Source organism: Curtobacterium sp. 'Ferrero', from assembly GCF_002412165.1.
Lineage (GTDB): Bacteria > Actinomycetota > Actinomycetes > Actinomycetales > Microbacteriaceae > Curtobacterium.
Window position 1 is genome coordinate 157,405 of sequence record NZ_NXIA01000005.1, and the last position, 24,436, is coordinate 181,840.

Here is a 24,436-nt window from a genome sequence, read left to right on the forward strand (position 1 = left end):
GATCCTACTGCGGACGGCCGTCGTGACGACCCTCCACGGACGCCCGGGACTGGTGCCGCGCGACCGCGATGCCGCCGACGACCGTGACCAGCGCGACCACCACCGACCCGACGACGAACGGCCCGAGCGCGTAGCCGGCCGGGAACACGAGGAGTTCCGTGGCGTCCGCGCGGATGAGGGAGTACCCGACCGCCCCCACGCCGAGCATGACGAGGTACGCCGTCGCCGCCGCCACGAGGCCCGTCACGCCGGGGTTGCCCTCGCGGGCGCCGGACGCGGTGGCGAGGAACACCACGATCGCGACCGACACGACCATGGCCGGGCCGAGGTACGGGGTCGCGTCGGGCTGGGTGATCGGTTCGACGTCGGCGAGGAGCGCTTCGAAGCCGGAAACGGCGATCACGAGCGCGATGAAGAGGATCGACGTCATCGTCGCGATCAGCCATCGGGACATGAGGTGATCGTATCGCCGGGCCGCTCGGCCGGGGCGGGGGTCGCGGGGTCCGGATCGGGCCGCGGGGTCCGGATCGGGTCAGTGCGGGTGGTGGGCCTGCTGGGTCCGGTCGTCGTGCTGGACTCGCTGGTCGTGCCGGGCTCGTTCGTGCTGGGCCTGCTGGTCCTGCTGCTCCTGCTGGGCTGCGGCCACGAGCGCCAACGCGATGGTCGCGGTGATGATCGGGACGGTCTCCGTCATCGGCGCGGGTGCCGGCTCGGCGTCGTCGGCTCCGGTGGAGGCCAGGAGGCCCGTGGCGGCGTGCTCCGCGGGGCGCTCGGCTCCGACGGGGCTGGCCTCGCCGGTCACGACGCCGTGTGCATGCTCGGGCTCGTGCGCGTGGTCGGGCTCGTGCGCGCGGTCGGGCTCGTGCGCATCGTCGTGCTGGTGCTCGTGCTCGTCCTCGTGCGCGTCCTCGTGCTGGTGCTCGTGCTCGTCCTCGTGGTCGCGGAGGGCCGGCCCGATGACCGGCAAGATCGCCGTGGTGGTCGGCGGCTCGACGAGCGCACTGGCGGCGGCGGACTCGATCGGGGTGCCACGCTGCGCCGCCCGGCGCGCTCGGAGCATCTTGGTCAGCACGACGACCGCGACGATCGACCAGATGCCGTTGACGATGAGCGACGGGATGGCGTGGTGTGCGCCGACGTTGACCGCGATCGCCAGCCCTCCGACGAGGTTGAGGAGCTGGTACGTCGGCCCGTTCTGGAGCTTGCCCGTCGAGAACAAGATGTAACCAGCAAGAACGGTCACGGCTCCGAACCAACCGAGGAACTCCACGATTCCGACCAACACGCGCGACTCCGGGCACGACGAGGAACGGCCGACTTGTGCGACCGTTCGAGAGGGGGATGAGCTACCGCGAGTGCGGGGCCGGGAGCATCGTACGCAGACCGGGAGCCTCGACGGAAGTGGGTGCGGCGTGGCGTGTCGCACCCACTTCGCGGGGGGTCGCTCAGCGGTGGAGGGTCAGCCGTTGGCGGGGGTGGAGGTTGCGGAGTCAGCGAGCACGTAGACGTACCCGGACAGCGACCAGGACTGGTCCGACATCGGGTCGGTGCCGGAGTCGCCACTCGTCGCGGCGAGGCTGTTGACGAGGAAGAGCCGCGAGCCGTTCTGCACGCGCTTCGTGAAGGCGACTGCCTGGTCGTACGAGCCGCTGACGGCTGTGGTCACCGGGACGACCAGGAAGTTCGTGCTGGTGATCTGGGCATCGCGGTACGGCGCCGGAGCCGCCGGAGTCGACGGCGTCGCGGTCGGTGCCGGCGTCGCGCTCGGGGACGGCGTCGCGCCGGTCGCGGCACTCGCGGTGGAGCCCGAGGTCGGGTCGACCACGGGCGTGTACGCCTTCGGGTCGCTGATCGTGACGGACGTCACCGTCACCCCGCTGACCGACCCGGCCGCGTTGATCTCGGAGACGAGCGAGGCGGTGTCGGGGGACGATGGAACCGAGTCACGCAGGGTTGCCAGTTCCGCTTTGGTCGCGTCGAGCGAGCGATATGCGGTTTCGAGACGGCGGAGCTCCGTCCGGTTGCGAGCGTTCGCCGCATCGATGTCCGCCTGCTGAGCCGTGTTCGACGCCGCGAGCGCCAGCTGCGGTTGCACCCCGACGAACCATCCACCGGCGAGCACCGCGCCCGTCGCCGCGAGGGCCACGATCAACGAGAGCTGGTTCTTGTTCACTTCGACCCGTCCTTCGTGTACTTGCCGTCGTAGGCCTTCTCGTCCAGGTGGGCCTCGATCGTCGCCGAGTACTGGCCACTGTCCTGCTCCAGTGCGACCGTCGTGATGGTGGAGTCCACGTACCCGCGGAGCTGCGAGAGCCGGGCAGCCCAATCCGGCACCGACGGGATGCTCGGGCTCCGGACCGTCATCTGGAGCGTTGCCACACGCGCGCCCTGCATGGGAACGGTCGACTGTGCGAACGCCTCGGTTGAGTCCGCCGACTGGATCGTGATCGCGGTGATCGAAACTCCCGCCGGGAGCACCGACCGGAGCTCGGTGAGGGTCGAAGCCCAGTCGATCTCGGTCGACCCCCCGACGGATTGCGCAGCTTCGAGCAACCGGGTGTCGTTCTCGGCGGCGCGGACCTCGGCGTATCGCTGCTGCTGCTGGAGGAGGGCAGTGGTCTCGTTCTGCGCGTCGGCGAACGACTGCGCTGTGTCCGCCTGGTGCACGAATGCGGCACCACAGGCGAGAGCCACCACGAGCACAGCCACGATGACGGCGAGCCAGGCCCGGCGTGCCGTCGCGCGCTCCCGACGATCGGTGTGCACCTCGGTCGGCAACAGGTCGACCCGGGGTTCGCTGCCCACGATCGTGGGGCGGCCGCTGCTTGCCGATCGCTTCAGTGCGCCTGACTTCCCGAACGCACCGTCGATGCCGTGGGCAGAGGGGCTCCGCGAATCGACGGCGGTCATGCGGCCCGCCCTCCAACAGCCAAGCCGAAGGCAACTGCGATCGCGTCCTCGTGTTCGGCTGCGTCCTCGCGGGGTATCGAGCGCGCCACATCGGCGGCGGCGAACGCGGAACCCCGCTGCACCGGCAGATGGGCGTGCGTCGCCAACGCATCAGGGAGACCGACGAGCTTGCTGCCTCCGCCGACGAGCACGATCCGCTCGACCAGCTCACCCGGCCGCGTGTTGACGTAGTAGGAGATCGTGTTGCGGATGCTCGCGATCAGCTCCATGACCGCGTCGCGGATCACTCCGACGGCTCGGACGTCGTCGTGGGTGCGGGCTCCCGTTCCGATGCCGAGGTGCCGCTTCACCGCCTCCGCCTGTCCGGCATCGATCTCGAGGGATGCCGCCAGTGCCTTCGTGATGTCGTTTCCCCCTGTCGGGATGATCCGGACGAACTGGGGAATGCCGTCAGAAGCCAAGACCACGGTCGTCGTGTCCGCTCCGAGCTGCACCAGGGCGGTCGTTCCCTGCAGACCTGCCCGGCCGACGAGGACTCGTGTGAGCGCGAACGGGATGAGATCGACGCCCACCGGGTTGAGGCCCGCGAGTTGGACGGCCTTCACGTTGGCGAGCACCGCATCCTTGATCGCGGCGACCAGCAGCCCGTGCAGGACGGGACCGCCCTCCTCCGTCCCCTCGCTGACGGGGTAGAAGTCGAGGATCGCGTCGCCGACCGGGACCGGCAGCATGTCCTGCACCTGGAAGGGGAGGCTCTGTCGGATCTGGGCGAGCGGTGCGGCCGGTACGGTGAGGTCGCGGGAGAGGACGCGCTGGTTCCCCATGCCGATCACGACGTCGCGGGATCGGAACCTGCCGATGGACCAGAGGGAACGCAGTGCCGCGCTCACCGTGTTCGGCTCGAGGACCTCGCCCCGACTGACCGAGTCGGGCGGGGTCGGGACCTCGGCGAAGCGCAGCACCGTCGGCCGCGCCCGATCAGCGTTCGCGACCTCGACCGCGCGGATCGATGCGCCCGCGATGTCGACGCCGACGATGGTCTTGCCCATGATGCTGCTTCCTTCGATTCGGCTGCGGTTGCTCAGGAGAGCCCGAGGAGTCCGAGGTACTGGTTCCAGATGGCGTGCCCGAACACGATGCCGATCCATGCGCCGGCGAGCATCGACGGGCCGAAGGGGACACCGCCACGCCACCGCACGCGCTTCGTGAGGAGCATCGCGATCGCGACGGTACCGCCGACGATGAAAGCTGCGAAAGCTCCCACTGCGAGGGGTCCCCATCCGAGGTACGCGAGCACGAGGCCGAGGACGACCGCCAACTTGACGTCGCCGAGCCCCATGCCCCCCGGGACCACCACCGCGAGCGCGAGGTAGGCGCCACCGAGCACGACGGCACCGATCCCCGCGCGTGCGAGCGCTCCGAGATCGCCGCTCAGCATCGTCACGACCGCCAGCAGTCCTGCCAGGACGACCGCCGACGGGTAGACGATCGCGTTCGGCAGGGTGTGGGTGTCGATGTCGATGAGCGCGAGCGCCACGGAGACCGCCATGAGGTAGAGCAGCGCGATCACGAGGACGAGCGCCGCCGCTGTGGATCGAGGGGCGGCTCCAGCACCGGGCGCTGACGGGACCGCCGCGATCGCCGCCACGGCGAAGAGCGTCGCCGTCCCGGCTTCCACGAGCGGGTACCGGGCCGAGATCGGGGCCGCGCAGTCACGACACCGTCCGCGGAGGAGCATCCACGACAGAACCGGCACGTTGTCACGACGACGGATCGGATGGCCGCACTCCGGGCATGCGCTGGCCGGCGCCACCACCGACAAGCCAGCCGGGACCCGGTACACCACGACGTTCAGGAACGAACCGACCAGCAGGCCCAGTACGGCTGCCAGCACGACGAGGACCGTCGCGGACTGCGCCAGGACGCTCATCGGCATGCCCCCGTACTGGTCGTCGCGCACGACCCGTCGGGTTTGAACGCGGCTTGGACCTCGACCTGTGTGGTGACGCCGTAGGAGGTGGACACGGGCTGGAGGAACTTCGGGGGCGCGGTCGTGAGCAGCCGCTGGTCGTACACGTAGTTCTTCGAGAACCCGGTGCCGCCGGTCGTCGCGACGGGACCGCGCCAGTTCTGAGCGATCGACCCGATGACCTTGAGCACTCCGAGCTTCGGTCCGATGTCGTAGTCCTGGTTCAGGAAGGTGCCCGCATTGCTCGCGATCGCTGCACTGATCGTCAGGGAATTCCCGGCACTCCGGTTGAGCAGCCCGACTCCGTTCTGGTTGCAGCGGGTGGTGTCCGTGACGTAGCCGACGCCGCGCTGGTAGACCGTCGGGTAGGACGTGCACCGTGCCGGGTTGTAGACCTCGACCGCGTTCTGCCCGACCAGTCCGAGGATGTCGTCGGTGGCGCTGACGTAGGTGACGTCGCCGGTGACCCAGATGGTCCCGGACGAGGCGATCGTCATCGCGCCGCTGAACGCTCCGCTGACGAACACGTCGCCGGCAGAGCAGCTGTACGCGTCCGAGGCCGACCCAGTCTGGTAGGAGGACCCAGATGCTCCACCGTTGATCCACTCTCCTGCGGCTGGGAACCCCTGGCCGTTGCTGAAGGGCTGGTTCGACGTGGTCGTCACGCTTCCGTTGGACTTCACGGTGACGGCTGTCGTGCAGTACGTGTTCGTGTACTTCGACGGGTAGGTGTTCGTCGCCCAGGAGTTGACGTTGCTGGACGCGGACGGGATGTCCTGCACGTACATGAGGTTGGACGGGAGGGTCGGGATGGTGGCACCGGCGGCGCTCTGGAGATCCGACACGGTGCCGCAGAGGGCCGCCGACTTGGCGGCGTCACTCGCTGCCTGGACCTCCCCTGTCGAGGCGACCACCTGGATCTGCGTGGCCTTGGTCCAGGGCGACCACACCGTCATCTTGCCGTTGCCGAGGAATGCCACACGGGTGGGGCCGGTGTAGAGGCAGCCGGGACGGGGCACCGTCGTCGGCAGGTCTGCTCGGGTCTCCTGGGACATGTTCGAGTTCAGGGCCGGGAGTCCGAGGTAGGGGACCGCGGTTGCCGCACCGCCGTTGAACGTGCCGCTGCACCCGCCGCTCGAAGACCGCACGGACGTGTCGTGCTGCTCGACACTGCCGTTGAACACAGTTGAGCACGCTGCGGTGAAGACGTCGTTGGTGCGGATCGGTCCGTTCAGGATGTCGGTGCTCGCGAACTGGACCGCCGGGCACTTGCTCCCGGACTGCCACTGGTACGCCGTGGTGCAGGAACTCCCGGAGATGGCCGGGTTCGACGACTCGTAGTTCGTGAAGTACAGGTAGTTGATGAACCCGTCGCCCTTGAGGTTGGCCACCAGGGAGCGGACGCTGCTCCCCGACTTGCCGGACACCCGGACCTTGAGGACACCCTTCGCTGAGTAGTTCGAGTTGTCGACCTCGTAGCGGTACCACTGGTCGGTCGACCCGATGACCTTGGTCCACGCGCTGAAGGCTCCGTTGCCGTTCTGGCCGGAGAAGCTCGATCCGCTGTCCTTGCTGAACTGCGCTGCTGCGTTCCCGAAGAGGGCGTACCCGTTGTCGTTGGAGAGCTTGGACTGGTAGTCGGCCAGACCCGCGTAGGCGGCTGTCATCGCGTTCTGGAAGTTGCGGTCGGTCGCGGACTTCACCGCCCCGGACGTCGACACCGCGATCATCGTCGCGACGAGGAGCATCATGACCGTGCCGAAGATGAGGACGTTGCCGAGGATCATGCCGCGTTCTTCACGGTCGGCTCGACTCAGGAATGCACTGATGCGGTTCACGACGATCCTCCGGTGCTCGTTCCGTACACGACGTTGAACAGGTAGAGGGTGTTCTGGATGTGGGTGTTCCCCGGCAGGCCCGGCGTCGACGACCCCAACTCGAGGTTGACCCGGACGGCGCGGACGTTGCCGAACTGAGACGTCGCGAGCGTGCCGTCGGTCTGGATCGGGAGGTCGTTCCCGTCGGCGCCGAGGTACTCGAAGAGCGGGTCGCCGTCACTGGTCGGCGACGCGACTGGACCGCCGACCACCATCGAGCGCGCCGGTGTCTGGGTCGTCGGCGGGAAGGTCCAGAAGCCGTTCGACACGGTGCCGTCCCACTGATCCAGGACGATCCGTTTCGCGGCGTTCACCGAGTAACGGATCTGTACGGGTTTGTCGGTGCTGTTGCCGTCCAGGTTGATGTACGCGTAGAAGGTCACGCGTGTCGGGCCGGCTTCGGTGAGTGCGGCAGCGTAGCTCCCATCGGACTTGGGCAACAGGCTCGCAGCGTGGATGTACCGCGTCACCGAGTTCATGACGATCGATGCGGATCGCGAGTTCTGGTCCGAGGTCGTGTTCGTCGAACCGGCTCGGAGCGTCGCCGTGAAGAACCCCCCGACCGCGACGAGGATGACCATCGCGACGCTCATCGCCACGAGCAACTCGGAGAGCGAGACGCCTGCTTCGTCCGCGTGCAGCCGCCGCAGCCAGCCGCTCACGAGGTCTGTCCCCGTGGGTCGAGGGTGATGGTGTTGTCGTAGCTGATGACGAGGAGGACGCTCTTCTGGTTGACGCTGCCGCTGGTCACCGTCGAGACGTTCGAGGCGTTCGAGGCGACCTCGTTCTTGGTCGTGGCTCCGAACGCCGTGCCGGAGTACAGGGTCCACGTCCCGAACGGAAGGGCGATGGTCGCCGTGTCCGAAGCCGAGACGGGGAACTTCATCGTCATGCCGGCGGAGCAGCCGGGGTCGCCTGCGGCGGGGCTGGACGACGACACCGCTGTGATGTAGCGACCCTTGACGCCCTTGATGGCGGCGACGCCCATCATCACCGAAGCGGACGCTGCTGCTCCGGGCGAGGTCTCGATGGACTGCGGAGCGACTCCGATGGCACCCGACGGGTTCGGGGTCGACCACGCGGCCGGGTTCGGGCTGAGGCAACTCGACGAGGACGCAGAGCTGTTCGAGTACGGTCCCGCGTACACCGTGTAGCCGGAGGTGAACGGGAACACCGGGAGGCTCGGGGTGGAGGAGGAGGTGATGGCGAGCGTGCTGCTGGTGACGTCCCACGGTCTGACCGTGTCGAGCCCGCCGCTCGATGAGGAGAGCGTCGTCACCATGTTGGTGGGCAGCGTCGCGTTGAACCCCTCGGCGTAGCGCAGCGTCAGCTGGCTCGCGCGATCGTAGACGAACGGGACCGGAGAACTGGCTCCGGCCGTGACCGTGATCGGCGTCTGCGAGGACGGTTGCGCCTGTGCGGTGTCGATGCCACCCGGTGTGGACGCAGTGACCGTGTAGTCACCCGGCGTCACGTTGACGGCGTACGAACAGCCCTGCGCGTCGGTCGGCTGAACAGCCGTGGTCAGGGCCGCGGCACCGCTCCCGGACACCGGGGTGACGGTGATGGCGACTCCCGCGTACGGCGCCCCCGACGCGGTCGCGACCGAGACGATCAGGGTGCCGTACCCGGGATCGGTCACGGCGTCGCTCGGAGCGATCGCCGAGGTGACCGATGTGGAACTCGTCCCGCCACCTCGCGGGCTCGGCCAGCTAACGGTCTCGACCACGCTCTTGTAGGCGAGCTTGCCGTTCGACGTGCCGCAGGCCCCGGTCGCACCGTCGCTCTGGACCCACGAGACCGCCCGGTCGATCCGGTACTGCACACCCCCGACGGTCTTCGTGTTGTCGGTACCGGCTGCGCTGATCACCTTGAAGATGCCGCCGGTGGACGCCGCTGCCGTCTGGCGGAGCGTGTCGATGTCCTGCGAGGCGAGCGCAACCGCGGTCTCGCGACCTCGTGAGGTCTGCGTCAGCTGCAGGGTGTTCGCGATGCCGTAGGCGATGCCGACCGACATGATGGCGAACACCATCATGGCGACCATCACCTCGATGATCGAGAAGCCCGCCTCGATCCCGCGCACGTCACGTGGGCTGAGGACGTCGCGCAGTCGCTGGATCATGATCACCTCCTCGTCGATCGTGGGTCGTCAGTCATCGGAACTGGAAGGGGCGACCCGTCGGATGACGGGCCGCCCCTCAGCGATCAGGCCTGTCAGCAGGTCCCCGCGACGGCCGAGGTGCTGTCGGTGATCTTGTACGAGGTGGTCGTGGCGCCAACCCCAGCGATGCAGAAGGACGTCGTCGAAATCGCCTTGTAGGTGAGCGTGTTACCGGTGCTCTGCGTGAAGCCGTACTGGCCGAGCGTGGTCTGGTTGAAGTCCGTTGCCGCGGGCAGCGCACCGTTCTTGTCGGTCTGGTATGCGATGACTGCGGTCTTGGCATTGGCGAGGTCGGACTTCACCGAGGCGTCCTTCGCGTTGTTCTGCACGTTCAGGTAGACCGGGATGGCGATCGCGGCGAGGATGCCGATGATGATCACGACGACGAGGAGCTCGATGAGCGTGAAGCCCTTCTCGTTGTCCTCGAGGAGACCCTTGCGGCGAGCGTCGAGCTTGCCCATGAGTGCGAAGTACATGGTGGTTTCCATTCTTCAGGAATGCAATTGGGAAATGTTGCCGGGGACTGCTCCGCCGCCGCTGACAAGATTATTCACGGCCGTTTCGGTGCATAATCCCGAGAACGGGGGCCACCGCCGCAGTGAAATGCCCCCACTACCGGGGGCACGGAGGGGCAAACCACCCCCGCGCGAGGGTCCGCCTCGGGCTCAGCGGCGACGGCTCACTACTTGACGAGCGACGTAATCTGGAAGATCGGCAGGTACAGCGCGATGATCATCCCGCCCACGACGACGCCGAGGAAGGCGATCAGCAGTGGCTCGATGAGCGCCGTGAGCGACTCGGTGATCGACTCGACCTCGGCATCGTAGAAGATCGCGATCTTGTCCAGCATGACCTCGAGGGAACCGGCGTCCTCACCCACTGCGATCATCTGCGAAACCATGCTCGGGAATACCTTCTCCTCGCCGAGCGGCGCCGCGATTGATTCACCTTTTCGCACACTCTCGCCGACACGTTCGAGCGCTTTCTTCACGACGAAGTTGTTCGAGACGTCCCCGACGATCTGCAATGCCTGCAGGATGGGCACGCCGGCCCCGATCATGTTCGAGAAGTTGCGCGCGAACCTCGCGATGACGATCTTCTTCGTCAGCGGCCCGAACACGGGCAGGCGCATCAGCAGCGGATCCCGGAACGACCGGAAACGATCGGTGTTCTTGTTGGCGCGGTACCAGAGCCACCCCACGATCACGGCCACCGCCAGGATCGGTCCGACCCACCGCATCGCGTGCGAGAGGCCCACGAGGATCTGTGTCGGCAACGGCAGCTGACCGCCGAGGGACGCGAACATGTTCTGGAAGATCGGCACGATGAAGACCAGCATGATCACGACGGCTGCCAGCGACATGCACAGCACCACCACCGGGTAGGTCATCGCCGACTTGATCGTCGACCGGAGCTTGTGCTCCTTCTCGAAGTTCGTCGCGATCGAGTCCATCGCCTGGTCGAGGAAGCCGCCGGTCTCCCCCGCCCGGATCATGTTGATCATGATCGGCGGGAAGTCCACCGGGTACTTCGCGACCGCGTCCGAGAAGGACACACCCCGTTCGACGTCGTCGCGGACCTTCCCGAGGATCTCCTTGAGCTTCTTGTTGTCGGTCTGGTCGGCGAGGATCGACAGGGCACGCAGCAGCGAGAGCCCGGACGCGAGCATCGTCGACGCCTGACGCGACATGATCGCGAGGTCCTTGAGCCCGACGCCCTTCTCGAACCCGGGGATCTTGATCTCGGTCTGCAGGCCGGTGCCGGGCTTCGCCTCGGTGATCGCGATCGGCGAGACGCCCATGCCCCGGAGTCGTTGGACGACGGCCCCTTCGGACGCGGCATCGAGCCGCCCCTTCACGAGCTTCCCGCTGCCGTCACGGCCCCGGTAGTCGAACGCGAGTGACATCAGTGCCCTCCCGAGTACTTGTCGCCGAAGTCGATCTCGGACGCGGCGATCGCTGCGGCCGAGGAGTCGGACGGGGACTCGACGCGCTGCACGAGCCGGTCGAAGCCGTCGTGGTCGTGCACCTTCTCCATGGCGGCCCGACGGGTGATGGTGCCCACGTTGACGAGCTCCGCGAGGTCCTGGTCCATGGTGTGCATGCCGAGGTCGCGTCCGGCCTGCATGGCGGAGGTGATCTGGTAGGTCTTGCCCTCGCGGATGAGGTTCCCGATCGCGGGGGTGGTCTTCATGATCTCGGTGGCGACGACCCGTCCGGAGCCGTTGGCCTTCGGCACGAGGGTCTGGCAGACGACACCCTCGAGCGTGGAGGCGAGCTGCGTCCGGATCTGTCCCTGCTGGTGCGGCGGGAAGACGTCGATGACGCGGTCGATGGTGCCGGGGGCGCTCTGCGTGTGCAGGGTCGCGAACACGAGGTGGCCGGTCTCGGCGGCGGTGAGCGCCACGGAGATGGTCTCGAGGTCGCGGAGCTCGCCGATGAGGATGACGTCGGGGTCCTGCCGGAGCACGTGCTTGAGCGCGGCGGCGAACGAGTGCGTGTCGGCGCCGACCTCGCGCTGGTTGATGATCGCCTTCTTGTGGTCGTGCATGAACTCGATCGGGTCCTCGACCGTCACGATGTGGTCGGCCCGGGTCTCGTTGACCAGGTCGATCAGTGCGGCGAGGGTGGTGGACTTGCCGGAGCCGGTGGGGCCGGTGACGAGGACGAGCCCGCGGGGCAGCTTCGCGAAGTCACCGACGTACTCGGGGATGCCGAGCTGCTTGAGCGTCTTGATCTTCGTGGGGATGATGCGGAAGGCGGCTCCCCAGTTGCCGCGCTGCTGGTAGTAGTTCACGCGGAAGCGGAACTCGGGCGACAGCGAGTACGCGAAGTCGAGTTCCTGCTCGTGGTCGAACTGGCCGGCCTGCTCGACGGACAGCAGCGTCTTGAGGGCCGCGATGACCTTGTTGCGCGACCAGGGGCCTCCCGGCACGGCCGGTCGGAGCGAGCCGTCGACCCGCACGGTGGGCGGTGCGTCCGCGGTGAGGTGCAGGTCGGACGCGCCCTGGTAGACGACCTGGGCGAGCGCCGTGATGAGGTCGGGGTCGGCGACCTCACGCGCGTGGCGCGTGAAGCCGATCTCCTCGTGCCCCTCCGGGGCGGGTCCGGTCTGGAGGCCCGTGGGGACGCCGCCACCGACGACCGGGTACTGCCGGGTCGCCTCGTCGGCGTACCCGTAGGACGCCGTGGAGGGCGGGACGGCTGCGGGTGGCGTGGCGGGTGCCGCCTGCGGCTGCGCCACCGGCACGGCGACGGGGTCGCCGGTCGGTGCGGGCCAGACGGCCGCCTGCCCAGGGTCGGTCCAGGAGTCCTGCGCCGGCTCGGTCCAGGTCGACTGCGCCGGCGCTGCCCAGGCCGCGTCGTCGGCGAGGTCGTAGACGGGGGACGCGCTCGGCGCTGCCGTCCCTGCCCCGTCGACGGGCGAGGTCGGCTGCGCCGCGGCCGCAGCTGCGGCGGCGGCCAGTCGTGCGGCACGTCGACCGCCGACCTCGTTCCCGGGGGCGCCCGGGTGCCAGCCCGCGACCGGGTCGTCGCCCCCGGTGATGTCGTACACGGAATCGGTCATCGGTCCACTCCCCCGGGCTACGCGACCACGCGCAGGATCTCGTCGACGCTCGTCAGGCCGAGCTTGACCTTCTCCCACCCGTCCTGCCGGAGGGTGAGCATGCCCTGCTGCTGGGCGACACGGCTGATCTCCGCGCTCGAGGCCCGCGCGACGGCGAGCCGCTCGATCTCCTCGGTCACGGTCATGACCTCGTGCAGGGCGATGCGCCCGCGGTAGCCGGTGTTCGAGCACACGGCGCACCCGATCGGCGCGAAGAACTCCGGGACCTCGGCGTCCGGCGACGGCAGGAACCCGAGGACGTGCAGCTGCTCGGCCTCGTAGAACGCGGGGGCCTTGCACCGGTCGCAGAGCCGGCGGGCGAGCCGCTGCGCGACCACGGAGTCGAGCGCCGAGCCGACGAGGAACGGTTCGATGTCCATCTCGGTGAGCCGCGTCACCGCGGACGGTGCGTCGTTCGTGTGCAGGGTCGAGAGCACGAGGTGACCGGTGAGCGACGCCTCGATCGCGATCTGCGCGGTCTCGTGGTCGCGGATCTCACCGAGGAGCACGACGTCCGGGTCGGACCGGAGGATGGACCGGAGCGCGGACGCGAACGTCAGCCCGGCCTTCGGGTTCACCTGCACCTGGTTGATGCCGGCCATGCGGTACTCGACCGGGTCCTCGACGGTGATGACGTTGATCTCGGGTCGGGCCACGGCGTTCAGCGTCGTGTACAGGGTCGTCGACTTGCCCGAGCCGGTCGGCCCGGTGACCAGGATCATGCCGTAGGGCTTCGAGTACGAGCGCTGGTAGGCCCGGAAGTTGTGCTCGAGGAGGTTGAGGTCCTTCAGGGTCAGCGACGTGTTCGTGTTGTCGAGGATCCGCATGACGACCTTCTCGCCCCACACCGTCGGCAGGGTAGCGACACGGAGGTCGATCTGGCGCCCGCCGTGCCGCACCGACATGCGGCCGTCCTGCGGCTTGCGACGCTCGGCGATGTCGATGTCGCTCATGATCTTCAGGCGGCTGATCACACCGTTCTGGATGTTCTTCGGCGCCGGGGTCATCTCGTGCAGCACGCCGTCGATGCGGTACCGCACCCGGACCTCGTGCTCGCCCGGCTCGATGTGGATGTCGGACGCGTGGTCCTGGATCGCCTGGGACACGAGCAGGTTCACGAACCGGACGATCGGGACGTCGTCGAGGGACCCGTCGGTCAGGTCGGCTTGCTGCTGCGACTGCTGGGCCGCTTCTTCCTCGAGCGAGGACGTCAGGTCGTTCAGTTCGTCGTCAGCACGGAGGTACCGGTCGAGCGCGGCGACGAGGTCGCGCTCCTCGACCTGCAGCGGCTTGACGTTCCGGCCGGAGGCCGTTCGGGCGTCGTCGATCGCGAGCACGTTGGTCGGGTTCACCATCGCGAGCACGAGGGTCTCCCCCTCGAACCCGACGCCGAGCACCCCGTGTCGACGACAGAGCGCCGCGGGGAGCATCGACACGGCCGTGCCGTCGACCGGGTAGTCGGTCAGCGGCACCGTGCGGGAGTTGTTCGACGCGGCGCGGGCGGTGATGTACTGCGCCTCGCTCACGATCCCCTGCTCGACGAGCGAGCGGATCGAACGGTCGTCGACGTCTTCGTCGCCCGTCATCGAGTCGAGGTGCTCGATCGGCAGGGCACCGTTGAGGATGAGGATCTCGGACAGCGTGGCCATGTGTCCCGAGCCTCCTTCGGATCGTGCGCGGGTCGGGAGAGGCGCCGTGCAGGGAACGACGCTCGACCACGCTACGGTCGCGCTCGACGGACGCCGCAGTCCCAGAAGGAGGGGGCGCGGGGGTGATCCTTGCCCCCAGTGCAGGGGTGTCCGGACCGGTCTCCGCGGACGACGGCCCTCGCCCGAGGGCCGTCGCCGTCCGTCGTCAGACCGCCGTCGCCGTCCGTCGTCAGATCGCCGTGGCCACGGTGACGTGCACCTCGCCCGCGACGAAGCCCAGCTGCTCGTAGATCCGGCCGGCACCGCTCGGGTTCTCGGAGTCGACGTCGAGCACCGCAGCGGCGACACCGTCCTCCCGGAGGGCCTGCAGCGCCGCGTCGAGCACGACGGGTGCCAGGCCCCGGCCCCGTGCCGCACGCACCACACCGACCCAGTGCACGTAGCCGTACGAGTGCCCGCGCGCGGCGAACGCGGACGGGTCGACCTCGACGATCGCGAACGCGACGATCGCCCCGGCGTCGTCGAGGACCACCCGGCTGAGGTCGAGCCGGGCCTTCGGCGCGGTGAGGAACCCGCGCCAGTCGGACTCGACCATCGGCTGCGACCCCCAGTGGTCACGGAAGGCGTCGTTCTTGGCCGTCCGCAGCGGCTCGATGTCGTCGACGGTCGCGGGCCGCAGCCGGAAGCCGTCCGGCACACTCGGCACCGGGACGTCGGCCCGGTCGTCGAACACGAGCTCCATCTCGAGCCAGTGCCGGATCGGCTCCAACCCGAACCGGGCCGCGAGCCGGAGCGCCTCGGCGCCCTCGGGCCCCTCGGTCTCGATGGTCGCCGGGAGGTCGACGTCGAGCGCCGCCAGACGTTGGCGGGCTCGGCCCAGCTGCCAGGCGAACACCCGTCGTCCGATCCCGCGGCCGCGGTGGTCCGGGTGCACCGCGCCGGCGAGCACGACCTGCGCCGCGGTGACCCGGGAGGGGATGTCGATGACGATGCCGTACGCCTGCACATGCCCGTCAGCATCCACGCCGACCACCGTGTCCTGGGCGATGTCGAGCCCCTCCGTGGAGAACGCGCGATCGATGTCGGCTGTGGAGGGACGGCTCTGCGGGGCGTCCACCGCCGCGGCGGCGACGGCGACGGCGTGCACGGCGTCGATGTCCGCGCGGGACGCCGGTCGGAACGTCACCCCGCCGGTGGCGACGGGCAGCTCGAGGTGGGCGGGAGCGGTGGTGCGTTCACGGAGCGTTGCCATCGGTCCAGCCTGCCAGTCGCGCCCGGGAGGCCTCGACGCGCGAGGCTCCGACGGGGGATGATGAGCCATGGACATCACGAGCGTGACCGTGGGGCTGCCCGTCACCGACATCGAGGCGTCCTGCCTCTGGTACGGCGCCGTCTTCGAGCGCACCGAGCCGGACCTCGAGCCCGAGGACGGCGTCGCCGAGTACGAGATCGGCGGCATCTGGATCCAGCTGTACGAGGACGAGCACGCCGAGGAGAACCCGGTGACCGTGCGGTTCGGCGTCGACGACGTCAGCCACCAGCACGCGCGCATCGGCGCCCTCGGCATCGACATCGGGCCCGTGGAGTGCCTGGACGGCGCCACGAACTGGTTCGACGTCCGCGACCCCGACGGCAACGTCCTGAGCCTGTTCTCGCTGGTCGACGAGAAGGGCCGCACCGCCTGACGCGGGTCGCGACGCGACACCGGACGGGAGGCACGGGGCGGGCCCGCACCGCGCCTCCCGTCCGCCCTGTGGTCGCGGACGCGACCCACAACGGCGAAGGGCCCCGCATCCTGGTGGATGCGGGGCCCTTCGTGGGTCACGTCAGACTCAGTTGTACGTCCCCGGCGTGAAGTCGTCCGACGAGAAGCTGTCGAAGTCGACGAAGCTCAGGTCGGCGTCCGAGAACGACGAGTCGTCGGCGAAGATGCGGTTGGGGTACCGCTCGGCCTTCGCTTCCTCGGTCGCGTTCACGTCCACGTCGCGGTACCGGCTGAGGCCCGTCCCGGCGGGGATGAGCTTACCGATGATGACGTTCTCCTTGAGGCCGACGAGGTGGTCCTGCTTGCCCTCCATGGCCGCCTGCGTGAGGACGCGGGTGGTCTCCTGGAAGGACGCGGCGGACAGCCACGACTCGGTCGCGAGGGACGCCTTGGTGATGCCCATGACCTCCTGGCGAGCGGAAGCGGTCTTGCGACCCTCCTGCAGCGCCGCACGGTTGAGCTCGTTGTACCGCGAACGGTCGACGAGCTCGCCCGGGAGCAGGTCGGTGTCGCCGTGGTCGACGACGGTGACCTTGCGGAGCATCTGGCGCACGATGACCTCGATGTGCTTGTCGTGGATCGGCACGCCCTGCGAGCCGTACACGTCCTGCACACCGTTGACGAGGTGCTTCTGGACCTCGCGCACACCCTTGACCCGGAGGACCTCCTTCGGGTCGACCGTGCCGGCGATGAACTGCTCGCCGAGCTCGACGTGCTGGCCGTCCTCGATGAGGAGGGTCGCACGCTTGAGCACCGGGTAGATGAACGGCTCGTCGCCGTTGTCCGGCGTGAGGATGATCCGACGACCCTTGTCCGTGTCCTCGATGACGACGCGGCCGGGGGCCTCGGCGATCGGGGACGCGCCCTTCGGGGTGCGGGCCTCGAAGAGCTCGGTCACGCGGGGCAGACCCTGCGTGATGTCGTCGGCCGAGGCCGAACCACCCGTGTGGAAGGTACGCATCGTCAGCTGGGTACCGGGCTCACCGATGGACTGGGCGGCGATGATGCCGACCGCCTCGCCGATGTCGACGAGGTTGCCCGTGGCGAGCGAACGGCCGTAGCACTTCGCGCAGACACCGATGGCGGACTCACAGGTCAGGACCGAGCGCACCTTGATGCTCTCGACACCGGCCGCGATGAGCTTGTCGATCAGGACGTCACCGACGTCCTCACCGGCCTCGGCGACGACCGTGCCCTGCGCGTCCACGGCCGGGGTGGCCAGGGTGCGCGAGTACACGGTGTTCTCGACGCGCGGGTCGCGGACCAGGGCGCCGTCGGCACCCTTCGTCGCGATCGGCAGCTCGAGACCGCGGGTCGTGCCGCAGTCGTCCTCGCGGATGATGACGTCCTGCGAGACGTCCACGAGACGACGGGTCAGGTATCCCGAGTCGGCGGTACGGAGAGCCGTGTCCGCCAGACCCTTGCGGGCACCGTGCGTGGCGATGAAGTACTCCGCCACGGTCAGGCCCTCGCGGTACGAGTTGATGATCGGGCGGGCGATGATCTCACCCTTCGGGTTGTTCACCAGACCACGCATACCGGCGATGTTGCGCACCTGCAGCCAGTTACCACGAGCACCCGACGACACCATGCGGTTGATGGTGTTGTCGACCGGGAAGTTGTCGCGCATCTCCTGCGCGATCTCGTTCGTGGCCTCGGTCCAGATCTTGATCAGGTCGGCGCGGCGCTCCGCGTCGGTGATCAGACCCTTGTCGAACTCGCCCTGCACCTTGGCGGCCTGCGCCTCGTAGCCGGCGATGATCTCCTTCTTGCGGGGCGGCGTCACGACGTCCGACAGGGCGACGGTCACACCGGAGCGGGTGCCCCAGTAGAAGCCGGCGTCCTTGATCCGGTCGAGCGCGGCGGCCGTCTCGGTCTTGGAGTAGCGCTCGGCGAGGTCGTTGACGATCGCGGAGAGCGTGCCCTTGTCGGCGACCTTCTGGACGAACGGGTAGTCCGCCGGGAGGGTCTCGTTGAAGAGCGCGCGGCCCAGCGTCGTCTCGACCAGCACCGGCTCGCCCAGCACGTAGCCCTCCGGCGCCTCGCCCTCGGCGAAGTGCACGTCGGTCATGCGGATCTTGACGAGCGCGTTGAGGTGCAGCGTGTTCTGGTCCTTGGCCAGGATCGCCTCGGCGACCGAGGAGAACGCGCGACCCTCGCCCACGGCGCCCTCGCGGACGGTCGTGAGGTGGTGCAGACCGATGATCATGTCCTGCGCGGGCAGGGTCACCGGACGGCCGTCGGACGGCTTGAGGATGTTGTTCGAGGCGAGCATGAGGATGCGGGCCTCGGCCTGCGCCTCCACCGACAGCGGCAGGTGCACGGCCATCTGGTCACCGTCGAAGTCCGCGTTGAACGCAGCACACACGAGCGGGTGGAGCTGGATGGCCTTGCCCTCGACGAGCTGCGGCTCGAACGCCTGGATACCCAGACGGTGCAGCGTCGGCGCACGGTTCAGCAGCACGGGGCGCTCGCGGATGATCTCCTCGAGCACGTCCCACACCTGCGGACGCGAACGCTCGACCATGCGCTTGGCCGACTTGATGTTCTGCGCGTGCGACAGGTCGATGAGGCGCTTGATCACGAACGGCTTGAACAGCTCGAGCGCCATCTGCTTCGGCAGACCGCACTGGTGGAGCTTGAGCTGCGGGCCGACGATGATGACCGAACGGCCCGAGTAGTCGACGCGCTTGCCGAGCAGGTTCTGGCGGAAACGACCCTGCTTGCCCTTGAGCATGTCGCTCAGGGACTTGAGGGCGCGGTTGCCGGTACCCGTGACCGGACGACCACGACGACCGTTGTCGAACAGCGCGTCGACGGCCTCCTGCAGCATGCGCTTCTCGTTGTTCACGATGATCTCGGGGGCACCGAGGTCGAGCAGGCGGCGGAGACGGTTGTTGCGGTTGATCACACGACGGTAGAGGTCGTTGAGGTCCGACGTGGCGAAGCGGCCACCGTCGAGCTGCACCATCGGGCGGAGCTCCGGCGGGATGACCGGGACGACGTCGAGCACCATCGCGGCCGGCGAGTTGCCGGTGGCGAGGAACGAGGAGACCACGCGCAGACGCTTGATCGCGCGGATCTTCTTCTGGCCCTTGCCCTCGGCGATCTGCAGGCGCAGCGACTCGGCCTCGGCGGCCAGGTCGAAGGCCTCGAGACGGAGCTTGATCGCCTCGGCGCCCATGTAGGCGTCGAAGTAGATGCCGAAGCGGTCCTGCAGCTCGTGGAAGACGGCGTCCTCGGGCTTGAGGTCGCCCACCTTGAGGTTGCGGAAGTCCTCCCACACGCGCTCGAGGCGGGTGATGTCCTCGTCGAACGACTTGCGGACCTGGGACATCTCCTTCTCGGCGGTGTCCTTGGTGCGGCGCTTGACGTCGGCCTTGGCGCCCTCCTCCTCGAGCGCTGCGAGGTCGTCCTCGAGCTTCTTGAGGCGGTCGGCGATGATCGAGTCGCGCTGGCCCTCGAGGGTCTTGATCTCGAGACGCATCTCGTTCTCGAGGCCCGGGAGGTCGGCGTGACGGCCCTCTTCATCGATGTCGATGATCATGTACGCCGCGAAGTAGATGACCTTCTCGAGGTCCTTCGGCGCCATGTCGAGGAGGTACCCGAGGCGCGACGGGACGCCCTTGAAGTACCAGATGTGCGTGACGGGCGCGGCGAGCTCGATGTGGCCCATGCGCTCGCGGCGGACCGAGGACTTGGTGACCTCGACGCCGCAGCGCTCGCAGACGATGCCCTTGAACCGGACGCGCTTGTACTTGCCGCACGCGCACTCCCAGTCACGGGACGGACCGAAGATCTGCTCGCCGAACAGACCGTCCTTCTCGGGCTTGAGGGTGCGGTAGTTGATGGTCTCCGGCTTCTTGACCTCGCCGTACGACCACTGGCGGATGTCCTCGGCCGTGGCGAGGCCGATCCGCAGTGCGTCAAATGAAGTTGCTTCGAGCAATGTTCTTCTCTCTAGCTGGATTCGTTACGAGTACGGGCGGGATCAGATGTCGTCGACGGACGACGACTCGAACCGCGAGGAGATGTTGATGCCGAGCTCTTCGGCGGCACGGAAGACCTCGTCGTCCGTGTCGCGGAGGCTGACCGCCTGGCCGTCGGCCGAGAGGACCTCGACGTTCAGGCAGAGCGACTGCATCTCCTTCATGAGGACCTTGAACGACTCCGGGATGCCGGGCTCCTGGATGTTCTCGCCCTTGACGATCGCCTCGTAGACCTTCACGCGGCCGAGGATGTCGTCGGACTTGATCGTCAGGAGCTCCTGGAGGGCGTAGGCGGCGCCGTACGCCTCGAGTGCCCACACCTCCATCTCGCCGAAGCGCTGTCCACCGAACTGCGCCTTCCCACCCAGCGGCTGCTGCGTGATCATCGAGTACGGACCGGTCGAACGCGCGTGGATCTTGTCGTCGACCAGGTGGTGCAGCTTGAGGATGTACATGTAGCCGACCGACACGGGCTCCGGGAACGGCTCGCCGGAGCGGCCGTCGAAGAGCTGCGCCTTGCCGGACGAACCGATCAGGCGCTCGCCGTCGCGGTTCGGGAGGGTGTTGTCGAGGAGACCCTCGATCTCACGCTCGTACGCACCGTCGAACACCGGGGTCGCGACCTTGGTGCCGGGCTCCGCGTGGCGTGCGGCCTCGGGCAGCGCCGACGCCCACTCCTGGATGCCCTCGACGTTCCAGCCCTGCTTCGCGAGCCACCCGAGGTGGATCTCGAGGACCTGGCCGAAGTTCATGCGGCCGGGGACGCCGAGCGGGTTGAGCACGATGTCGACCGGGGTGCCGTCCGCGAGGAACGGCATGTCCTCGACCGGCAGGATCGTCGAGATGACGCCCTTGTTGCCGTGACGACCGGCGAGCTTGTCACCCGCGGTGATCTTGCGCTTCTGGGCGATGTAGACGACCACGCGCTGGTTGACGCCCGAGCCGAGCTCGTCGTCGCCGTCCTGCGCGTCGAACACCTTGACGCCGATGATCGTGCCCTCTTCACCGTGCGGCACCTTCAGCGAGGTGTCGCGCACCTCGCGCGACTTCTCGTTGAAGATCGCGCGGAGCAGGCGCTCCTCGGCGGAGAGCTCGGTCTCGCCCTTCGGCGTGACCTTGCCGACCAGGATGTCGCCGGGGCGGACCTCGGCACCGATGCGGATGATGCCGCGCTCGTCGAGGTCGGCCAGGAGGTCCGGGCTGACGTTCGGGAGGTCGCGGGTGATCTCCTCCTTGCCGAGCTTCGTGTCGCGGGCGTCGACCTCGTACTCCTCGATGTGGATCGAGGAGAGCGTGTCGTCCTTCACGAGGTTCTGCGACAGGATCATCGCGTCCTCGTAGTTGTAGCCCTCCCACGGCATGAACGCGACGAGGAGGTTCTTGCCGAGCGCGAGCTCGCCGTTCTCCGTCGCGGGGCCGTCGGCGATGACCTCGCCCTGCTCCACGCGCTCGCCGGCGGAGACGATGACGCGGTGGTTGTAGCTCGTGCCCTGGTTCGAGCGGTCGAACTTGCGCAGGTAGTAGGTCTGCGTGCCGCCCTCGTCGAGCTGCAGGGTCACGGCGTCGGCCGAGACCTCGGAGACCACACCGGCCTTGTCGGCGGTGACGACGTCACCGGCGTCGATGGCGGTGTAGCCCTCCATGCCGGTGCCGACGAGCGGCGACTCGGAACGGAGGAGCGGCACGGCCTGGCGCTGCATGTTCGCACCCATGAGGGCGCGGTTCGCGTCGTCGTGCTCGAGGAACGGGATGAGCGACGTCGCGACCGACACCATCTGGCGCGGGGAGACGTCCATGTAGTCGACCTCGTCCTTGCCGACGAGCTCGACCTCGCCGCCCTTCTTCCGGACGAGCACCTTGTCGTCCTGGAAGTGGAAGGAGTCGGTCAGCGGCGCGTTGGCCTGGGCGACGACGAAGTCGTCTTCCTCGGACGCGGTCAGGTAGTCGATCTGCGTCGTGACCTGGCCGTCGACGACGCGACGGTACGGGGTCTCGATGAAGCCGAACGAGTTGATCCGACCGAACGACGCGAGCGAGCCGATCAGACCGATGTTCGGGCCTTCCGGGGTCTCGATCGGGCACATGCGGCCGTAGTGCGACGGGTGGACGTCGCGGACCTCGACGCCGGCACGCTCACGGGACAGACCACCCGGGCCGAGGGCCGAGAGGCGACGCTTGTGCGTCAGGCCCGCGAGCGGGTTGTTCTGGTCCATGAACTGCGACAGCTGCGACGTGCCGAAGAACTCCTTGATCGCGGCGACGACGGGGCGCACGTTGATCAGGGTCTGCGGCGTGATCGCCTCGATGTCCTGCGTGGTCATGCGCTCGCGGACGACGCGCTCCATGCGGGACAGACCGGTGCGGACCTGGTTCTGGATGAGCTCGCCGACGGCGCGGATGCGACGGTTGCCGAAGTGGTCGATGTCGTCCACGTCGAGGCGGAGCTGGACGGGCTCGCCGTCGCGGACACCGTCGATCGTGGTGCGCTCGGCGTGCAGCGAGACGAGGTACTTGATCGTCGCGACGATGTCCTTGACGGTCAGCACCGAGTCGCTGAGCGGCGCGTCGATGCCGAGCTTGCGGTTGAGCTTGTAGCGGCCCACCTTCGCCAGGTCGTAGCGCTTCGGGTTGAAGTAGAAGTTGTCGAGGAGCGCACGCGCCGCCTCGGCCGCCACCTGCTCGCCCGGACGGAGCTTGCGGTAGATGTCCTTGAGCGCCTCCTCCTTGGTGAGGATGGCGTCCTTCTCGAGGGTCGACTCGATCGAGGCGAAGCCCTGGAACTCGTCGAGGATCTCCTCGCTCGTCAGGCCGAGGGCCTTGAGGAAGACCGTGACGGACTGCTTGCGCTTGCGGTCGATGCGCACGCCCACCTGGTCGCGCTTGTCGATCTCGAACTCGAGCCAGGCACCGCGCGACGGGATGACGCGGGCGGAGTAGATGTCCTTGTCGGAGGTCTTCTCCTGCGCGCGCTCGAAGTACACGCCCGGGGAGCGGACGAGCTGCGAGACGACGACGCGCTCGGTGCCGTTGATGATGAACGTGCCGCGCTCGGTCATGAGCGGGAAGTCGCCCATGAACACGGTCTGCGTCTTGATCTCACCGGTCATGTGGTTCATGAACTCGGCGTTGACGTAGAGCGGGGCGGCGTAGGTCTTGCCGCGCTCCTTGCACTCGTCGATCGAGTACTTCGGGTCCTCGAGCTCGGGCGACGTGAAGCCGAGCTGCATGGTCTCGCCGAGGTCCTCGATCGGGGAGATCTCCTCGAAGATCTCCTCGAGCCCGGAGTGCAGCGCGAGGTCGGTGCGACCCTGCTCCTGCCCCTCTGCGAGTCGGGCCTTCCACACGTCGTTGCCGACGAGCCAGTCGAAGCTCTCCGTCTGGAGGGCGAGCAGATCAGGAACCGTGAGGGTGTCCGTGATCTTGGCGAACGAGAGTCGCGAGTGGTTGCGACCGTTCTTGGGGTTGGTGGATGCGTTGGGCGCAGCAGCCAAGGGTGTGACCTCCGGTAGGCCCCGTCGGGCCGGTACTGACGAGCAGCACGTAGGTGGGTGGGTTGACGCTTCCGCGCGACCTGCTGATCAACACACGGGGAACGGTGCACATCCGGGGGATGCGACCTGTGCGATGATCGGAGTGAGCGGGGCCCGCCGCCATATACGGACCCGGCGTCACCAGGCGGGTTCAGGACGAACCAGACGGTCGACCGCAATATGACGACACGACGAGCCAGGGAGCGCGAACTGTCATCATAGGTCGGTCTGTCCCCCGGTGTCCAGTCCTGGCTTGACCTCGTTCAGCGCTGGCGTGTATAAGCCCGTGGAACGACCGGGCATTCCCACCACGGACCGCGTGCGATCGCCGCGGTCGCTCCGGCGAGCGGCGACCTCGTCAGGCCGTGAGCGCCCGCCGCACGGACTCGGCGCGCGCGGTCCGGACGAACGTGACGCGCCCGCGGTCGTCGGTGAGCTCGACGCCGGTGCCGGGCGTCAGCAGCAGGGCCCGCACACCGCGCCGCACCCGGAGCCCGAGGCCGCCGTACGTCGACGCGTCCGCCTCGACCACGCGGACGGCGACGATGCGGCGTCGGGCGATCCGGCGGGGCGGCAGCGGGCGGAAGTGCAGCGTCACGTGGGTCGCGGACACGCTCAGGCCCGCGCGGGCGACGACGAGCAGCAGACCGCCGACGAGTGCGACGAGCCCCGGGACCAGGAGCGCGACCTCGGGAGCGTCGCCCGGCCAGCCGAGGACGGCGGCGGTCAGGACCGCTCCCCCGGCGGCGAGGACGGCGCCGACGACACGCATCCAGGTCGGGGCCACGTCGTCGCCCCGGGCGGGACGGGAGGCACGGATCACCTCGGCAGGTCGGGTCACCGGGGCGAGTCGGAGGGTGGGGGCGCTCATCGTGTCGGTCATGTCGGGCTCCTGCAGCGGGCGGGTCGCGTGTTCTTTGCAGTATTTTACATAGCACACGCAATGTACTCAAGGCCGGCGCGCGGGCACGCCGGACGGC

18 protein-coding genes are annotated in these 24,436 nt (G+C 68.3%); 1 reads left to right on the forward strand and 17 read right to left on the reverse strand.

Features of this window, described 5'->3' with window-relative positions; all coding sequences use genetic code 11:
* Positions 1-4: 4 nt before the first annotated feature.
* The 14 genes from Csp2054_RS07250 to Csp2054_RS07320 form a co-directional block, all read right to left on the reverse strand.
* Positions 5-454 carry a DUF6121 family protein gene (locus Csp2054_RS07250; protein ID WP_096898621.1) on the reverse strand — a complete coding sequence of 150 codons (450 nt, stop codon included), beginning with the start codon at positions 452-454 and terminating at the stop codon, positions 5-7.
* Positions 455-532: 78 nt separating this feature from the next.
* Positions 533-1,285 (reverse strand): CBU_0592 family membrane protein, encoded by a 753-nt coding sequence (locus tag Csp2054_RS18045; RefSeq protein ID WP_176491602.1) that lies wholly within the window; start codon positions 1,283-1,285, stop codon positions 533-535.
* A 174-nt stretch (positions 1,286-1,459) separates the two neighbouring features.
* Positions 1,460-2,173: a type 4a pilus biogenesis protein PilO gene (locus Csp2054_RS07265; protein ID WP_096898624.1), complete on the reverse strand. Its 714-nt coding sequence runs from the start codon at positions 2,171-2,173 to the stop codon at positions 1,460-1,462.
* Positions 2,170-2,910, reverse strand: a complete 741-nt coding sequence (locus Csp2054_RS07270) for a hypothetical protein (RefSeq protein WP_096898625.1) — start codon at positions 2,908-2,910, stop codon at positions 2,170-2,172. Before Csp2054_RS07270 ends, Csp2054_RS07265 begins: the two co-directional genes overlap by 4 nt.
* Complete coding sequence (gene pilM, locus Csp2054_RS07275; protein WP_096898626.1) at positions 2,907-3,959, reverse strand: type IV pilus assembly protein PilM; 1,053 nt, start codon at positions 3,957-3,959, stop codon at positions 2,907-2,909. Before pilM ends, Csp2054_RS07270 begins: the two co-directional genes overlap by 4 nt.
* A 32-nt stretch (positions 3,960-3,991) precedes the next feature.
* Complete coding sequence (locus Csp2054_RS07280) at positions 3,992-4,870, reverse strand: prepilin peptidase (RefSeq protein WP_317951583.1); 879 nt, start codon at positions 4,868-4,870, stop codon at positions 3,992-3,994.
* Entirely contained in the window at positions 4,837-6,666 is a 1,830-nt protein-coding gene (locus tag Csp2054_RS07285; RefSeq protein WP_217990882.1) for a hypothetical protein, read from the reverse strand. The genes Csp2054_RS07280 and Csp2054_RS07285 overlap by 34 nt, the downstream gene beginning before the upstream one ends.
* 47 nt (positions 6,667-6,713) lie before the next feature.
* Entirely contained in the window at positions 6,714-7,418 is a 705-nt protein-coding gene (locus Csp2054_RS07290; RefSeq protein WP_096898628.1) for a PilW family protein, read from the reverse strand.
* Positions 7,415-8,878, reverse strand: a complete 1,464-nt coding sequence (locus Csp2054_RS07295; protein WP_141399169.1) for a prepilin-type N-terminal cleavage/methylation domain-containing protein — start codon at positions 8,876-8,878, stop codon at positions 7,415-7,417. Before Csp2054_RS07295 ends, Csp2054_RS07290 begins: the two co-directional genes overlap by 4 nt.
* Before the next feature lie 92 nt (positions 8,879-8,970).
* Entirely contained in the window at positions 8,971-9,393 is a 423-nt protein-coding gene (locus tag Csp2054_RS18675) for a type II secretion system protein (protein WP_317951584.1), read from the reverse strand.
* A gap of 206 nt (positions 9,394-9,599) precedes the next feature.
* Positions 9,600-10,823, reverse strand: a complete 1,224-nt coding sequence (locus tag Csp2054_RS07305) for a type II secretion system F family protein (protein ID WP_096898630.1) — start codon at positions 10,821-10,823, stop codon at positions 9,600-9,602.
* Positions 10,823-12,484, reverse strand: coding sequence for a type IV pilus twitching motility protein PilT (locus Csp2054_RS07310; protein WP_096898631.1), 1,662 nt, complete (start codon positions 12,482-12,484; stop codon positions 10,823-10,825). Before Csp2054_RS07310 ends, Csp2054_RS07305 begins: the two co-directional genes overlap by 1 nt.
* Before the next feature lie 17 nt (positions 12,485-12,501).
* Complete coding sequence (locus Csp2054_RS07315) at positions 12,502-14,172, reverse strand: GspE/PulE family protein (protein ID WP_096898632.1); 1,671 nt, start codon at positions 14,170-14,172, stop codon at positions 12,502-12,504.
* Between the two features lie 229 nt (positions 14,173-14,401).
* A complete protein-coding gene (locus Csp2054_RS07320) occupies positions 14,402-15,424 on the reverse strand; it encodes a GNAT family N-acetyltransferase (protein WP_096898633.1) in 1,023 nt (340 codons plus the stop codon).
* A gap of 67 nt (positions 15,425-15,491) precedes the next feature.
* Here Csp2054_RS07320 and Csp2054_RS07325 point away from each other — a divergent pair, with 67 nt between their 5' ends.
* Positions 15,492-15,857, forward strand: coding sequence for a VOC family protein (locus Csp2054_RS07325; RefSeq protein WP_096898634.1), 366 nt, complete (start codon positions 15,492-15,494; stop codon positions 15,855-15,857).
* A gap of 147 nt (positions 15,858-16,004) precedes the next feature.
* On the opposite strand, the gene rpoC is transcribed toward Csp2054_RS07325, so the two are convergent.
* From rpoC to Csp2054_RS07340, 3 genes are all read right to left on the reverse strand, one after another.
* A complete protein-coding gene (rpoC, locus tag Csp2054_RS07330) occupies positions 16,005-19,886 on the reverse strand; it encodes a DNA-directed RNA polymerase subunit beta' (protein WP_096898635.1) in 3,882 nt (1,293 codons plus the stop codon).
* A gap of 42 nt (positions 19,887-19,928) precedes the next feature.
* Positions 19,929-23,417: a DNA-directed RNA polymerase subunit beta gene (gene rpoB, locus Csp2054_RS07335; protein WP_096898636.1), complete on the reverse strand. Its 3,489-nt coding sequence runs from the start codon at positions 23,415-23,417 to the stop codon at positions 19,929-19,931.
* A gap of 397 nt (positions 23,418-23,814) precedes the next feature.
* Positions 23,815-24,339 carry a hypothetical protein gene (locus Csp2054_RS07340; RefSeq protein WP_096898637.1) on the reverse strand — a complete coding sequence of 175 codons (525 nt, stop codon included), beginning with the start codon at positions 24,337-24,339 and terminating at the stop codon, positions 23,815-23,817.
* Between the last annotated feature and the right edge of the window lie 97 nt (positions 24,340-24,436).

Bases quoted from the DNA above. Each gene is read 5' to 3' on its own strand.
- Csp2054_RS07340 (WP_096898637.1), bottom strand. From the start codon at position 24,339: ATGACCGACACGATGAGCGCCCCCACCCTCCGACTCGCCCCGGTGACC.
- Csp2054_RS07285 (WP_217990882.1), bottom strand. From the start codon at position 6,666: ATGATCCTCGGCAACGTCCTCATCTTCGGCACGGTCATGATGCTCCTC.
- Csp2054_RS07305 (WP_096898630.1), bottom strand. From the start codon at position 10,823: ATGTCACTCGCGTTCGACTACCGGGGCCGTGACGGCAGCGGGAAGCTC.
- Csp2054_RS07270 (WP_096898625.1), bottom strand. From the start codon at position 2,910: ATGACCGCCGTCGATTCGCGGAGCCCCTCTGCCCACGGCATCGACGGT.
- Csp2054_RS07320 (WP_096898633.1), bottom strand. From the start codon at position 15,424: ATGGCAACGCTCCGTGAACGCACCACCGCTCCCGCCCACCTCGAGCTG.
- Csp2054_RS07250 (WP_096898621.1), bottom strand. From the start codon at position 454: ATGTCCCGATGGCTGATCGCGACGATGACGTCGATCCTCTTCATCGCG.
- Csp2054_RS07325 (WP_096898634.1), top strand. From the start codon at position 15,492: ATGGACATCACGAGCGTGACCGTGGGGCTGCCCGTCACCGACATCGAG.
- Csp2054_RS07295 (WP_141399169.1), bottom strand. From the start codon at position 8,878: ATGATCCAGCGACTGCGCGACGTCCTCAGCCCACGTGACGTGCGCGGG.
- Csp2054_RS07315 (WP_096898632.1), bottom strand. From the start codon at position 14,172: ATGGCCACGCTGTCCGAGATCCTCATCCTCAACGGTGCCCTGCCGATC.
- pilM (WP_096898626.1), bottom strand. From the start codon at position 3,959: ATGGGCAAGACCATCGTCGGCGTCGACATCGCGGGCGCATCGATCCGC.
- Csp2054_RS07310 (WP_096898631.1), bottom strand. From the start codon at position 12,484: ATGACCGATTCCGTGTACGACATCACCGGGGGCGACGACCCGGTCGCG.
- Csp2054_RS18675 (WP_317951584.1), bottom strand. From the start codon at position 9,393: ATGTACTTCGCACTCATGGGCAAGCTCGACGCTCGCCGCAAGGGTCTC.